Consider the following 14,086-nt stretch of genomic DNA (forward strand, 5'->3'; position numbering starts at 1 on the left):
CTTAACCAGGACGTGCAGCCGGCGAATGCTTGAGCCATGACACCTCCAGAACACCTCACGGTCCGCGGTCCGGAAGACATCCTCGGTTTCATTCCCCACTCGCTGGGATACTGGCCGGCCAATAGCCTGGTCGCCATGACACTGCAGGGCAAGAGCCTCGGAGCCACCCTGCGGCTGGACCTGCCGGAGCGTGATGTCCTGGCCGCACCTTCAAAGTACCTGCGGGCTGTCCGGGGCTACCTCGAAGCGGACAAGGAGGCGGACGGCACCTTGCTGGCGATCTTCACCGGCAACGGCGGCATGGCCGTCCCGTCCATGTACGACGGTTTGCTGGCCGGCCTGGACTCAATGCTGGAAAGGGCCGGACTGCCAGTCCGGGAAGCCTGGTATATCGGGGATGACTACTGGCGGGATGCGTGGTGCATCGATGCTTCATGCTGCCCACCGCCAGGCCGCCCCATCCAGCAGATCCGGGACAGCCTGCTCAGCACGGAGATGGTGTACCGGGGAAGCAGCGTAGGACCGCCGCCTGGGGCTTGTCCCGCCCCCGGCCCGGTGCCGGCCAGGCACGTCGACGCGGTGTTGGAGGCCGAGGCCGTGTGGTCGGCCCAGTTGGACCTGCGGCGGCAGAGCCGGCCGCAGTTCGACGCAGTGCTCCGGCAGTGGGAAGCGGCCCTGGCCCGCCGTTCCGTGGATGCTGCCCGTTCCGCGGATGCCGGCCGTTCAGTGGATGCTGCCCGTCCCGTGGATGATGGGCGGGCGCCCGCACACTCGGACGCCTTCCTGCGGGCTACGCTCCTGGTGCCGGCTTGGCGTGACGCGGTCCTGGTCATGGCTGCGGCAGGGAAAGTGGCGGCGACGGCCGGAGCCGAGGCATTCGGCATCTTCAGCAGCCAGGTGGATTTGGGCCCGCTTGAGCCTGCGGCGGAAGACGCCGGGAGGGAAACAGTTCCTTCCGGAACGGTGGCTTCCGGTCCTCCCTCCTTTGCCATGCCTGCCGGGGAGACAGGTGACCACCAGGAGAGCCTGCTGCTGTCCGCCAGCTGGCGAGGAACACCCGGCTATGGGGAGGTCCTGATGGGGGAGGCGCCGGCGGTACCGCAATGGAGGACGCTCGATTCCCTCGATCTTGTCCTGGGGCAGCTCGCCTTGCCGGGCGGGGCACCGGCGGCAGCCGCCCTGACGGGACGGGGCTGGATTGAATGGTGCCGGGGACGCGGCTCCTATGCGGCTGCCTACCTGGGTGAGGCCCTTGTCATCGAGCCCGGCTACCGCCTGGCGGAGTTGTTGCTGGAACTGGTCCGCCGTGGCACTTTGTGCGGATGGGCCGCGCGGAAGGACGCCGCCTGGCAGAAATTCGGACCGGCCGCGGCCTGACGGCGGGCGCCGGACTGGGCTGGCTGTGGTTACCGGACTGGGCTGGCTGTGGTTAACAGGATCTGCGGGGAGGTCGTATTCGGGGAAACGTGAGACAATGGTTGCCGAGACCCGGTTGGGTCCGTGTATCGAGCGCTCTTGGTTGTCCCTTTCCGGGAACATTACAGCGGCTCCGGCAGTTGTCATTAAAGACTCTGCCGGCCGTGGTGGCGCTTGGTTTCCACCACGGACTTGACAGGGTCATAGTGGTGTTGCCCGTATGGTGATTCCACAGACCACCGCTAGAAAGGTTTTCTGTGACCCCGTCTTCCACGAAGAAGGACCCCGCCGCCCAGGACGAACTGTCCGCAGAGGAGAAGCAGGCTGCGACCAACGCCAAGCGGGCGGCCACTCGGGCAGCCAACAAGGCTTCTGCCGGTGAAGCTGGAGCGGACGGCAAGCGCGAGCCCAAAAAGCGCGGCCCCAAGCCCGGCGCCAAGGCAGCTGCCGAGGCCGCGGGGAAGTCTGCGGCCGGTGACGCCGATGAAGTAGAGGAAGTTGAGGAAGACCTCGACGACATCATCCTTGAAGGACCGGATGCCGTGGAGGAGGACGCCGAAGCCGATCCCGTCAAGGGTGCTGCCGGCTCGGGCAAGGGCTTCGTCTACTCCGATGCCGATGACGACGACGCACCTGTCCAGCAGGTGATGTCCGCCGGTGCTACCGCCGACCCCGTCAAGGACTACCTGAAGCAGATCGGAAAGGTCGCGCTGCTCAACGCCGAGCAGGAAGTGGACCTCGCCCTCCGCATCGAAGCCGGCCTGTTTGCCGAAGAGAAGATCAACGCAGACGACGGCTCCATGGATCCGAAGTACAAGCGCGAGCTTGAATTCATCATCCACGACGGCAAGCGCGCCAAGAACCACCTCCTTGAGGCCAACCTCCGCTTGGTGGTGTCCCTCGCCAAGCGCTACACCGGCCGCGGCATGCTGTTCCTGGACCTCATCCAGGAAGGCAACCTGGGCCTGATCCGCGCGGTCGAGAAGTTCGATTACACCAAGGGCTTCAAGTTCTCTACCTACGCCACCTGGTGGATCCGCCAGGCGATCACCCGCGCCATGGCTGACCAGGCCCGCACCATCCGTATCCCGGTTCACATGGTGGAAGTCATCAACAAGCTGGCCCGCGTCCAGCGCCAGATGCTGCAGGACCTGGGCAGGGAACCCACGCCCGAGGAGCTGGCGCTCGAACTGGACATGACCCCTGAAAAGGTCGTCGAAGTCCAGAAGTACGGCCGCGAGCCCATTTCCCTCCACACGCCGCTGGGCGAGGACGGCGACTCCGAGTTCGGTGACCTGATTGAGGACTCCGAAGCTGTGGTTCCCGCGGACGCGGTCAGCTTCACGCTCCTGCAGGAGCAGCTGCACTCGGTCCTGGACACACTGTCCGAACGCGAAGCCGGCGTGGTTGCCATGCGCTTCGGCCTCACAGATGGCCAGCCGAAGACTTTAGACGAAATCGGCAAGGTCTACGGTGTGACGCGTGAGCGCATCCGGCAGATCGAATCGAAGACCATGTCCAAGCTCCGCCACCCCTCGCGGTCGCAGGTGCTCCGCGACTACTTGGACTAAATCAACGGCCGGCAACGCGGGGTCACTCAATGCCTCTTTATCCCCGGATGGAGGGCGTTGAGTGGCCCCGCGTCGCAGTTAAAAAGAATTGGGACCCCACCGTGCGGTGGGGTCCCAACAGCTTTCAGTGCGGCTAGTCGATTTCTACGGCTGCCTTCTCGTGAAGCTTGCCCGTCTCATCGTGCCAGTCGGAGCTCAACGGCTTGAGCGTTGCCTCCACTGCACGGGCGTGGTGGCCGCAGAACAGCAGCTCACCGCCGGAGGACTCCAATACAACCCGGACATAGGCCTGAGCTCCGCAACGGTCGCACCGGTCGAGTGCGTTGAGTGTGCGGTCTGCCACTGCTGTTGTCATGTCGGCCTCCTTAGTAGTTCAGTACGTCTATATAACCAGCATTCGTAACAAAACCATCGCAAGGATGGGGCAAGTTCGCTGTCCGCGTATCCGCAAGGTTGGCGCAAGATCCCGTCAGGCAACCGCCCTCCGCGCCACGTGGCGCGGTCCACATCCGCCTGCACGTGTGGCAGCAGGCCCTGGAGCGTGGAGCCGACTACCCTAGAGGGAGCGACCCCAGCCCCGCTGTTCCGTCCCTGAAGGAGTTCATTACCAGTGGCACCAAGCTCTGATTACACTGCCCGGCACCTCTCTGTGCTGGAGGGCCTGGAGGCCGTCCGCAAGCGCCCGGGCATGTACATCGGTTCCACCGACTCCCGCGGGCTCATGCACTGCCTCTGGGAAATCATCGACAACTCGGTGGACGAGGCCCTGGCAGGGTTCGGCCATGACATCAAGATCATCCTCCACGCAGACAACTCGGTGGAGATCCACGACGACGGCCGCGGCATCCCCATCGACAAGGAACCCAAGACCGGCCTCACAGGGGTGGAGGTGGTCTTCACCAAACTGCACGCCGGCGGTAAGTTCGGCGGCGGCTCCTACACGGCGTCGGGCGGCCTGCACGGCGTGGGCGCCTCCGTGGTGAACGCCCTGTCCTCCCGCCTGGACGTTGAAGTGGACCGCGGCGGCAAGACGTACAAAATGTCGTTCCGGCGCGGCGAGCCCGGCCGGTTCCAGGACACCGGTTCCAAATCTGACCCGGCAGCACCGTTCACCCCCTTTGTGGACGACTCGGTACTGGACATCGTGGGCAAGGCCAAGCGCGGGGTCACAGGAACGCGGATCCGCTACTGGGCTGACCGGCAGATCTTCACGCCGGACGCCAAGTTCTCCTACGACGAACTGGCTGCCCGTGCCCGGCAGACCTCCTTCCTGGTCCCCGGCCTCAAGCTGACCGTCAGGGATGAGCGCCGGATCCCGGGAACCCCGGGCGAGGCTGGAGTCCACGAGGAGGTCTTCCACCACGACGGCGGAATCTCCGAATTCGTCGAGTTCCTTGCCGCCGATCCCGCCGTCACCGACGTGTGGCGCCTGCACGGCTCGGGAAAGTTCAAGGAGACCGTTCCCGTCCTCGACGAACGGGGCCACAGCCAGCTGGCCGAGGTGGAGCGCGACTGCGAAGTGGATGTGGCGCTGCGCTGGGGCATCGGCTATGAGAGCACGGTACGGAGCTTCGTCAACATCATCTCCACCCCCAAAGGGGGAACTCACCAGTCGGGCTTTGAGCAGGCCCTGGTGAAGACCTTCCGCAAGGCAGTGGAAAGCAACGCCCGCAAGCTCAAGGCCGGCAACGACAAGATTGAAAAGGACGACATCTTTGCAGGCCTGACGGCCGTCCTGACGGTGCGGCTGGCAGAGCCGCAGTTCGAAGGCCAGACCAAGGAAATCCTCGGCACCTCGGCGGTCCGCGCCATTGTGGCCAAAGTGGTGGAGCGCGAGATCAGCGCCAAGCTCAGCTCGGCGAACAGGAACGACAAGGCGCAGTCCGCCCTCCTGCTGGAAAAGATCGTCAACGAGATGAAATCCCGCATCTCTGCCCGCGTGCACAAGGAGACCCAGCGGCGCAAGAACGCCCTGGAAACCTCCTCGATGCCCACCAAGCTGGCAGACTGCCGTACGGACGACGTCGACCGTTCAGAACTCTTCATCGTGGAAGGCGACTCAGCGCTCGGAACGGCCAAGCTCGCCCGGTCCTCCGACTTCCAGGCGCTGCTCCCCATCCGCGGCAAAATCCTCAACGTCCAGAAAGCCTCGGTGGGGGACATGCTCTCCAACGCCGAGTGCGCCGCCCTGATCCAGGTGGTGGGCGCCGGTTCCGGCCGCAGCTTCGACCTGGCAGCCGCCCGCTACGGCAAGGTCATCCTCATGACGGATGCCGATGTGGACGGCGCGCACATCCGTACCCTGCTGCTGACCCTTTTCTTCCGCTACATGAGGCCCATGATCGAGGAAGGCCGCGTTTTTGCTGCCGTCCCGCCGCTGCACCGGGTGGAAGTCATCAACGCGGGCCAGAAAGCCAACGAGATGATCTACACGTACTCCGAGGCGGAGCTGCACGTGCTGCTCGCGCGGCTGGCCAAGGAGGGCAAGCGGTACAAGGAACCCATCCAGCGCTACAAGGGGCTGGGTGAGATGGATGCCGAGCAGTTGGCAGAGACCACCATGGATCCCCGTCACCGCACCCTGCGGAAGGTGGGGATCGAAAACGCCAAGCAGGCCGAGGAAATTTTCGACCTGCTGATGGGATCCGATGTGTCGCCGCGCAAGGACTTCATTATTGCCGGCGCCGCCAGCCTGGACCGGGAGCGCATCGACGCCTGACCGCCTGCCCCGCGCGGTAACGCCGCCCGCCGTCTGATGCCGAGTCGGATGCCGACGGCGGCGCTTCAGCCAAGCAGGCCCGGCACCACCAGCAGGGCTGTGGGCAGCGCCAGCAGCAGCACGCAACCGGCCAGGACAAGGGTGCGGACGGGGGATGGGAGTTCGGGCTGGGGCGAGAGCAGCCGGCTTACCCTTGAGGCGGTGGTGCGGGCAGAGTCAGACCCGGCGGCGCCGGCGGCGGGGTCCAGCGCGGACAGCGCCAGGGCGGAAGTAGCCGGCCGGAGTTCTGCCCCGGTAGTCCCTGCGGAGCCGCTGGCCACGATGGCGATCGCCTTGATGAGCGTGGCTTTGCTTTCGGTCTTGAGCGCAACATCGTCTGCGAGCATTTCGATCAGGGAGTTCACGGCCTCCTGCGCCAGCCGCGTGGTGGGAAGCCACGGCAGCGCCTGCCGCCACGCGGCGAAGGCCCACAGCAGCAGATGGTGGCGCTGGCTCAGGTGCGCGTTCTCGTGGCTCAGGACCGCGCGGAGCTCATCCGGCTCAAGCGCCGCCATCAGGCCGTCGGAGAGCACGGTTACCGAACGCGCCCCTCCCGGAAGGCAGTAGGCCACGGGGGAGTCGTGGCTGATGACCAGGGTCCCGGCTCCCTCCGCCGACGGCGACGCCAGCAGCGCCAGCAGTTCACGGTGCCGCCGCCGCTGCCGCTCAATCTTGTAGTAGGTCAGCAGCAGCGTGAACACCAGGTGGGCGGTGAGCAGCGCGGCCGCAGACAGGGCAAAGATGTGCCAGAATCCCAGGGCTGTGGTGGGCGCGTTGAACAGGACCATCCCGGCCAACGCCCGGACCCCTGCAATCAGGTTGTCACCGATCGGTTCCAGCCCATAGACCAGCATGGCGCCGATCATCGAGAGCCCGCCTGCCAGTGCGATGGCCTGCCACAGCAGCATGGCCGTAAACGGCGCGCGGGCGGGCCACTGCGCCCGCGAGAGCAGGATAGGCACTGGCCACGCCAGGACTATCGCAAGGACCGCCAGCAGGTATGAGGCCCAGAACATGGTCCGCTAGAGGTGGCCAAGCAGTTTGCGCAGCGTCTCGGCTTCACCTTCGGAAACGGAGCCAATGAAGCGTGCCAGCACTGCTTCGCGGTCAGGGGCTGACCCCAGTACTTCATGCATCAGTTCGGCCGTGTGGTCCTCGCGGCTGGATACAGCCTGGTAGCGGTGCGGGCGGGTGCCGCGTTCGCGCTCAACCAGGCCCTTCTTCTCCAGCCGGGACAGCACGGTGAGCACGGTGGTGACGGCAAGTTCCTTGCCTTCATGGCCGGCCGCGCCACCCTGGCCTGCCGAGGTCTGCGCCAGTCGGTCCCGGAGGGTATTGGCGGTGGCTGCTTCCTGGCCCGCCCAGAGCAGGTCCATGACTGCCCGTTCCAGTTCACCAAGACTAGCCATTGCACTTTTCCTTTGTTCCCCGCGCCGTGCCGCAAGGCTGCGGCGACTGCACGCGAATTCTTTCAACTACAGAAACAAATTTACCTCCAATCGGCGCTACTTTCTACATTGGGTAGAACACATAGGCGCGCGCCCTTTTCCGGTCGGTTCATGGGGGACGTCACGTTTACACCGCTTCCAGACTTGTTCTACACTCGGTAGAAGTTGGAGTTCTACAAAACGTAGAAAATCCGCTTCCGCTGACACGAGGGACCGCCTTGGACGCTTTAGACGCGCTGGAAATCGCACGCTGGCAATTCGGTATCACCACCGTCTACCACTTCATGATGGTCCCGCTGACCATCGGACTGGGACTGGTGGTGGCGGTGATGCAGACGGCCTGGCACCGTACCGGCAAAACCGAATACCTCCGCATGACCAAGTTCTGGGGCAAGCTCTTCCTCATCAACTTCATCATGGGCGTGGCCACCGGCATCGTGCAGGAATTCCAGTTCGGCATGGCCTGGAGCGAGTACAGCCGGTTCGTCGGAGACGTCTTCGGCGCACCGCTGGCCCTGGAAGCGCTGCTGGCCTTTTTCGTGGAGTCCACGTTCCTGGGGCTGTGGATCTTTGGCTGGAAGCAGCTCAAGCCTGCCATCCACCTCGCCTGCCTCTGGATCGCCGTCGTTGGCTCCGTGTTCTCCGCCTACTTCATCATCGTGGCCAACAGCTGGATGCAGCACCCCGTGGGCGTGGAGATGATCGACGGCCGCCCCGTGATGACCGACGCCTGGGCCGTCTTCACCAACAACACCGCACTCGTAGCGGTGCCCCACACCCTGTTCGGCGCCCTGGCGGTGGCCGGCGGCTTCCTGCTCGGCATCGCCTGGTACCACCTGTGGCGGAGGCGGCGCGACGGCGTCGATACCGTCGGTGCCGATGGCAGGGTGATTCCCGGGGAAGCAGCAGACATTCCCGGCCGCGACCGCGACGACCACAAGGTCTGGCTGCGGTCCCTGCGCATCGGAGCCGTAGTTGCCATGATCTCCTTCGCCGGCACCGCCCTCACGGGCGACCTCCAGGGCAAGCTGATGTTTGAGCAGCAGCCCATGAAAATGGCCGCGGCAGAAGCGGCCTGCCACGACGGTACCGGCTTCTCCGTCCTGAGCATTGGCAACCTCGGTTCGCAAAACTGCGACGACATCGTGGCACTGATCGAAGTCCCCGGCATCCTCTCCTACCTGGCCAAGGGCGACTTCACCACCGAAGTCCAGGGCGTCAACAGCCTCCTGCCCGAATACCAGGAGAAGTACGGCACCCACCTGCCGGACAACCCGATCTACGGCGAGCGCGCCGGCCAGGAAATCGACTACCTGCCGGTCATGGAGGTCACCTACTGGGGCTTCCGGATGATGATCGGCTTCGGCGGCCTTGCCGCACTGGCAGCGCTGGTGGCCCTGTGGATCACCAGGAAGGGCACCGTCCCCGAATCCCCGTGGCTCATGCGGCTGGCAGTCTTCGGCATCCTCGCCCCGTTCGGAGCCAACGCCGCCGGCTGGATCTTCACCGAGATGGGACGCCAGCCGTTCGTGGTGGCACCCAACCCCGACCCGAACGGCATCGACCAGGTCTTTATGTTCACCGCCGCCGCCGTCTCACCGGGCGTTTCCGCCGGGGAGCTCCTCGCCTCGCTGGTCACGCTGACCGCTGTCTACGCAGTCCTCCTGGTTGTCGAGGTCAAGCTGCTGGTCAAGTACATCCGCGGCGGAGTGGTGTCCGCCATGCCGGAACTGGTCCACGCGCCTGTGGACGAAAACGAGGATGCCACCCCTGGCCCCGGTGGACAGGGCGGCACAAAAGCTGCCGACGACGTCCTGGCCTTCGCCTACTAAGCCGCGAACCAAAGCAGAGGAAAAGAAGAATGGAACTGCTGCCAACCATCTGGTTCATCGCCATCGCCGTGCTGTGGACCGGGTACCTCTTCCTGGAGGGCTTCGACCTGGGCGTCGGAATGCTCATGAGGATATTCGCCCGCAACAACACCGAACGCAGGGTGCTGCTTAACACCATCGGCCCGGTCTGGGACGGCAACGAGGTGTGGCTCCTGACCGCCGGCGGCGCCACCTTTGCCGCCTTTCCCCTTTGGTACGCCTCCCTGTTTTCGGCCCTTTACCTCCCACTGCTGGTGGTGCTGGTGGCACTGATCTTCCGTGCCGTTGCCTTTGAATACCGCGGCAAGGTGGACACCGACCAGTGGCGTGCGCGCTGGGACTGGGCCATTGCCCTGGGGTCCTTCTTCGCCGCGTTCGGGGTGGGCGCGGCACTGGCGCTCACCACCACCGGACTTCCCCTGAACGCCAACGGCGACCGTGAGGGTGGCCCGCTGGCGTGGTTCAGCGGCTACGCGGTGCTTGGCGGACTGGCGGTGGTGGGCTTCTCCCTGGTGCATGCCCTCGCGTTCCTGGCGCTGAAAACCGACGGCGAGGTCCGGTACCGCGCGCGCCGCTGGTTCGTCAGGCTGCTGCCGGTCCTGCTGCTGCCCATCGCCGCATGGGCCCTCAGCGTTCAGTTCCTGGATGGTACGCCGTGGACCTGGGTTCTTGTCCTCCTGGCCGTTGCCGCTGCGGCCGCCGCCTGGATACTGGGCCGCAAGGGCGCTGAGGGGCGCGCGTTCCTGGCTCTGGGTGCGTTTCTGCTGCTCGGCACGGCGTCCATCTTCGGTGCGGTCTTCCCCGTGGTGCTGCCCTCCACCCTTGATCCCGCCTTTGACCTGACCATTTCCAATGCTTCATCCTCGGACTACACTCTGGGCCTGATGAGTGTTGTGGCCGCGTTCGGCCTGCCCCTGGTGATCGCCTACCAGGCCTGGACCTATTGGGTCTTCCGGGCGCGGGTCAGCTCAGCACACATCCCGGAGGCGCACAGCTTCCTGCCGGCCATTGCCGCCAAGGCCCTCACCAACAAAGGCTGACATGCGTCCAACCCTCCCGCCAGGCCCGGCAACCCGCTCCGCCCTCTACCTTCTTGGCCTGCTGGCAGCCCTGAAGGCACTGTCACTGGTCCTGATGGCCCAGGCGGTGGCCTCGGTCCTTGCGGGCCTGGTAGCGGGAGACCAGCGCTGGGACGGGCAGCTTGCCTGGGGGCTGGCCGGCGTGGTCCTGCGCTCCCTGACCGTCTGGGGGCAGGCGGTAGCAGCCCGCCGTGCGGCACTCGGCATCAAGGAGGAGTTGCGCGCCGGACTTCTCGAAAGGGCGCTTCGCAACGGCGCCCGGGGGACCGGGCCCGCGGACGGCGGGCTGGCGGTCCTGGCAACCCGCGGCCTGGACGCGCTGGACAACTACTACACGCAGTTCCTGCCCGCGCTGGTGAACTGTGCCGCGATTCCGCTGCTGCTGGGCGCGAGGATCCTCTTCGCGGACTGGGTCAGCGCGGTGGTGATTGTCCTGACGGTACCGCTCGTGCCGCTGTTCATGGTGCTGATCGGCCGCTACACGGAAGACAATGTCCGGGAAGCGCAGGCATCCCTGGCGCGGCTCTCCGCCCACATGCTGGAACTGGCCAAAGGCCTGCCGGTCCTGGTGGGACTGGGACGCGCCACTGCCCAGCGCAAGGCCCTGGAGGAAATCTCGGAAGAGTACCGGGTCCGCACCATGGGGACCCTGCGGACCGCCTTCCTGTCGGCGCTGGCGCTGGAGCTGATCGCCACCATTTCCGTGGCCGTGGTGGCAGTTTTCATCGGCGTCCGGCTGGTGCACGGCGATATGCCGCTCGAAGCCGGCCTGCTGGCCCTGATCCTGGCACCGGACTGCTACCTTCCGCTGCGTGAGCTGGGTACCGCCCACCATGCCAGCGACGACGGCAGGGTGGCCCTGGCCCAAACCACCGCGGTCACGGAGGCGCCGGAGCCGAGTCCGCTTCCGGCAGCCAAGGCCGGCCGGCCCGGGGCGCCGGTCACTGTCAACGGCCTGACGGTGAGCTACAGCGGACGGTCCGGCCCCGCCGTCGGACCGATCAGCTTCACCGCGCCCCAGAGCAGGATCACCGCCTTGGACGGGCCCAGCGGCGCAGGCAAGAGCACCATCCTTGGCGTACTGGCCGGGACGGTTGGGCACGGTGCCGGCACTTCCGTCACCGGAACCCTCGAGGGCCTTGACCGCAGCACCCTGGCCTGGGTGCCGCAGCATCCTGTCATGCTTGCGGAAACTGTGCTGGAGGAGGTGGCGCTCTACGTTTCCGGTGAGCTGCACGGCCTCCGACGCGCCGGAGTGGAGGAAACTGCCCGGAAATGCCTGGCTCGGGCCGCCGCAGCCCACCTGGAGCACCAGCACCCTGCGGAGCTCAGCCCGGGTGAGCTGCGGCGGGTGGCCCTTGCCCGGGGGCTGGCCAGGATTGAGGCCGGGGCCACTGTCCTGCTGCTTGATGAGCCCACTGCGCACCTGGATGACGGCTCGGCCCGGGCGGTTGAAGACGCCATCAGCAGACTCCGCGGCCGCGTCACCGTCATCCTGGTGGCGCACAACCAGCGCACCCGCAGCCTCGCCGACCATCTGGTGCCGGTGGGCACAGCCGGGCCCACCGCCCCCGGCGCCGGGGCCGCGCTGGACGCCGCCCGGGTCCCGCAGGACGCCGCCCGGCCACCGCAGGCCGCCGCCGCGAACGCGAAACTGGCGGCCACACCAGCAACCGCACCGGCAGCCCCGGCAGCTGCCGCCGGCCCCAGCGCCAGCCGCACCGTCCCGGGCCTGCTTGCGGCGCTCCTGGCCCCGGTCCGCGGCCGGTTTGCCGCGGCAGCTGCTGTAGGCACCCTCGCAGCGGTCTTCGCCGTTGCCCTGTCCGGGCTGTCCGGCTGGCTGATCATCAGGGCCAGCGAGCAGCCTCCCATCCTGTACCTGCTCACTGCCATCGTGGGGGTGCGGTTCTTCGGGATCGGACGGGCCGTGCTCCGCTACTGGGAACGGCTCCTCCTGCACGATGCCGTGTTCGCGGCACTCACCCTGCTCCGCGGCCGGCTCTGGGAGACGTTGAGCCGCAGGGCACTCGCCCTTCGCCGCCTGCTCCAGGGCGGCAACGTCCTGGGAACGGTGATCGACGACGTCGATACCGTCCGCGACCTCCTGCCGCGCGTTGTGCTGCCGCCCGTCACCGCCGTTGCGGTGTCCGTCCTGGCGCTGGCCACCACCTGGCTGCTGGTGCCGGAGGCGTTCCCCGCCGTGCTGGCCGCCGCCGCGGCAAGCCTGGTGCTGGCCCCGGCGGTGGCGCTCTGGGCGGACAGGAAATCGGCCACCGCCGAGCAGCTCCTGAAGTCCGGGGTCCTGCGTCGCATTTCCGCTGCCCTTGACGCCCGCGCCGAACTGCAGGCCAACGGTGTTGCGGCACCGGTGCTGGCCGGGCTGCGCGCCCAGGACCGCAGCGCCACCCGGGCGTCCCAGCGGTCCGCCTGGGCGGACGGCCTGGGGCACGCGTTCACCACCGCCTCCTGCTGCGCGGCAGCCCTGGCAGCGGCCTGGCTGGCAGCTCCCGCCGTCCTTGCCGGCCGGCTCGAGCCCGCAACGGCCGCCGTCGTCGTGCTGCTGCTTCTCGCGCTGGTGGAACCCTACGCGGCCATGACGACGGCGGTCCGCCAGTTCCCGGCGCTGCAGACCGTCCTGCGGCGCGTCGCCGCTTCCGGCGCCCTGGACGACGATCCTCTTACGTCCGGAGCGATCTCCGCCGACGGCCTGCAGCAGGTGCCGCCCCGCCATGGCGGGACTCCCGGCGTCGAGCTCGCCGCCCTTTCGGCTGCCTGGCCGGGCGGTGCGCCGGTGTTCGCCGGACTCAATGCCGTGGCGGAACCGGGCCGCTGGCTGGCAGTGACCGGGCCTTCCGGCTCCGGCAAGTCCACCCTGCTTTCTGTGCTGCTTGGCTTCCTCCCGCCCGCGGCGGGGCAGGCCCGGGTGACCGGCCGGGCCGCCTGGTGCCCCCAGGAGGCGCACCTCTTTGACTCGACCATCCGCGGCAACCTGCTGCTGGGCCGGCCGGCAGGAGGGCAGGCCGCAGCAGACGGAAGGCAGGGGGACGACGACGAACTTCGCGCGGTGCTCGCCGCCGTCGGACTGTCCGGCCTGGTGGAGCGGCTGCCCGCAGGGCTGGACACGAGGATTGGTCCCGGCGGGGCCTTCCTGAGCGGCGGGGAACGGCAGCGGCTGGCCGTGGCCCGCACCCTGATGACGGGAGCCGAGGTCATCCTGCTGGATGAGCCGACGGCGCACCTCGATGCTGAAGCGGCGCGGGCAATGCTCGCGGACCTTCGCATGGGGCTGCGCACGCGCACCGTAGTGCTGGTGACCCACAACCCGGCGGACATCCACGCGGAGGACGCACGGCTGGTGCTAACGGCCCGTCCCGGCGAGGAGCCGGGCAGCGCGGCGCCAGCGTATGCGGCGGCAGGGGAGCGTTAGCCGTTGACGTCGTGAAGGTGGTGGACCACGTCGTGCAGGAAATACTGGGCCAGGGTGAGCACGGTGAATTCGGAGCCGTTGCTGCGCAGCCCTTTCCGGCCCCATTCCGCTTCCCGGACACCGGCAAAGGACTCTGCGGCCTGCTTGCCCTCCGCCGTCAGCTCGGCGCTCACCACGGCGGGATCGGCGCCGGCATAGTCCTTCTCGATGGCCGTCCGGTCCTGGTCCCAGTCCTGGAACCGTGCGTCGTCCGAATCCAGCATGAGGTTCAGCCGCTGGTCAAAAAGGCTGAAAACATCCCGGACATGGCAGGCGTACTCCAACGGTGACCAGGTGTGGTCGTCGGGGCGCTCCACCGCGTCCGGCCTGCGCAGCACGGCCCGCCAGCGGGGCAGCATATTTTCAATGCTCCCCGGTACCGTGGACGGGGTGACGGTGGAGGCATCAAACGAGCACTCCGGGCAGGGACGCGTCAGGACCCAGGTCCAGTCCTTCTCATCAGGAACGATAGGCATG

The 14,086-nt window shown here is 67.0% G+C and carries 10 protein-coding genes; 6 read left to right on the top strand and 4 right to left on the bottom strand.

Annotated features, from left to right (window positions below):
- Positions 1–36 precede the first annotated feature (36 nt).
- Together ASPHE3_RS07855 and ASPHE3_RS07860 are read left to right on the top strand one after the other, a co-directional pair.
- Positions 37–1,377, top strand: a complete 1,341-nt coding sequence (locus tag ASPHE3_RS07855) for a DUF4192 family protein (protein ID WP_013600694.1) — start codon at positions 37–39, stop codon at positions 1,375–1,377.
- Positions 1,378–1,673: 296 nt separating this feature from the next.
- Positions 1,674–2,987, top strand: a complete 1,314-nt coding sequence (locus ASPHE3_RS07860) for an RNA polymerase sigma factor (RefSeq protein ID WP_013600695.1) — start codon at positions 1,674–1,676, stop codon at positions 2,985–2,987.
- Between the two features lie 133 nt (positions 2,988–3,120).
- Here the strand turns inward: ASPHE3_RS07860 and ASPHE3_RS07865 are convergent, their stop codons facing one another.
- On the bottom strand, positions 3,121–3,342 hold the full coding sequence (locus tag ASPHE3_RS07865; RefSeq protein ID WP_013600696.1) for a DUF7455 domain-containing protein: 222 nt from the start codon (positions 3,340–3,342) through the stop codon (positions 3,121–3,123).
- Between the two features lie 255 nt (positions 3,343–3,597).
- On the opposite strand from ASPHE3_RS07865, the gene ASPHE3_RS07870 reads away from it, so the two are divergent.
- Positions 3,598–5,706, top strand: coding sequence for a DNA gyrase/topoisomerase IV subunit B (locus tag ASPHE3_RS07870; RefSeq protein WP_013600697.1), 2,109 nt, complete (start codon positions 3,598–3,600; stop codon positions 5,704–5,706).
- A gap of 65 nt (positions 5,707–5,771) precedes the next feature.
- Here the strand turns inward: ASPHE3_RS07870 and ASPHE3_RS07875 are convergent, their stop codons facing one another.
- Together ASPHE3_RS07875 and ASPHE3_RS07880 are read right to left on the bottom strand one after the other, a co-directional pair.
- Positions 5,772–6,761 carry a M56 family metallopeptidase gene (locus ASPHE3_RS07875; protein WP_013600698.1) on the bottom strand — a complete coding sequence of 330 codons (990 nt, stop codon included), beginning with the start codon at positions 6,759–6,761 and terminating at the stop codon, positions 5,772–5,774.
- A 6-nt stretch (positions 6,762–6,767) separates the two neighbouring features.
- Positions 6,768–7,154: a BlaI/MecI/CopY family transcriptional regulator gene (locus tag ASPHE3_RS07880; RefSeq protein ID WP_013600699.1), complete on the bottom strand. Its 387-nt coding sequence runs from the start codon at positions 7,152–7,154 to the stop codon at positions 6,768–6,770.
- A 323-nt stretch (positions 7,155–7,477) separates the two neighbouring features.
- On the opposite strand from ASPHE3_RS07880, the gene ASPHE3_RS07885 reads away from it, so the two are divergent.
- The 3 genes from ASPHE3_RS07885 to cydD are packed head-to-tail and all read left to right on the top strand — an operon-like array spanning position 7,478 to position 13,570.
- Complete coding sequence (locus tag ASPHE3_RS07885) at positions 7,478–9,025, top strand: cytochrome ubiquinol oxidase subunit I (protein ID WP_049786120.1); 1,548 nt, start codon at positions 7,478–7,480, stop codon at positions 9,023–9,025.
- A 29-nt stretch (positions 9,026–9,054) separates the two neighbouring features.
- Positions 9,055–10,104, top strand: coding sequence for a cytochrome d ubiquinol oxidase subunit II (gene cydB / locus ASPHE3_RS07890; protein WP_013600701.1), 1,050 nt, complete (start codon positions 9,055–9,057; stop codon positions 10,102–10,104).
- A gap of 1 nt (position 10,105) precedes the next feature.
- On the top strand, positions 10,106–13,570 hold the full coding sequence (gene cydD / locus ASPHE3_RS07895; RefSeq protein ID WP_013600702.1) for a thiol reductant ABC exporter subunit CydD: 3,465 nt from the start codon (positions 10,106–10,108) through the stop codon (positions 13,568–13,570).
- Here cydD and ASPHE3_RS07900 read toward each other — a convergent pair.
- Positions 13,567–14,085: a DinB family protein gene (locus ASPHE3_RS07900; RefSeq protein WP_013600703.1), complete on the bottom strand. Its 519-nt coding sequence runs from the start codon at positions 14,083–14,085 to the stop codon at positions 13,567–13,569. The genes cydD and ASPHE3_RS07900 overlap by 4 nt on opposite strands.
- Between the last annotated feature and the right edge of the window lies 1 nt (position 14,086).

Origin of the sequence: Pseudarthrobacter phenanthrenivorans Sphe3 (assembly GCF_000189535.1) — a bacterium.
GTDB classification, from domain to species: Bacteria; Actinomycetota; Actinomycetes; order Actinomycetales; family Micrococcaceae; genus Arthrobacter; species Arthrobacter phenanthrenivorans.

Bases quoted from the DNA above. Each gene is read 5' to 3' on its own strand.
- ASPHE3_RS07900 (WP_013600703.1), bottom strand. From the start codon at position 14,085: ATGCCTATCGTTCCTGATGAGAAGGACTGGACCTGGGTCCTGACGCGT.
- ASPHE3_RS07875 (WP_013600698.1), bottom strand. From the start codon at position 6,761: ATGTTCTGGGCCTCATACCTGCTGGCGGTCCTTGCGATAGTCCTGGCG.
- ASPHE3_RS07855 (WP_013600694.1), top strand. From the start codon at position 37: ATGACACCTCCAGAACACCTCACGGTCCGCGGTCCGGAAGACATCCTC.
- cydB (WP_013600701.1), top strand. From the start codon at position 9,055: ATGGAACTGCTGCCAACCATCTGGTTCATCGCCATCGCCGTGCTGTGG.
- ASPHE3_RS07885 (WP_049786120.1), top strand. From the start codon at position 7,478: ATGATGGTCCCGCTGACCATCGGACTGGGACTGGTGGTGGCGGTGATG.
- ASPHE3_RS07865 (WP_013600696.1), bottom strand. From the start codon at position 3,342: ATGACAACAGCAGTGGCAGACCGCACACTCAACGCACTCGACCGGTGC.
- cydD (WP_013600702.1), top strand. From the start codon at position 10,106: ATGCGTCCAACCCTCCCGCCAGGCCCGGCAACCCGCTCCGCCCTCTAC.
- ASPHE3_RS07880 (WP_013600699.1), bottom strand. From the start codon at position 7,154: ATGGCTAGTCTTGGTGAACTGGAACGGGCAGTCATGGACCTGCTCTGG.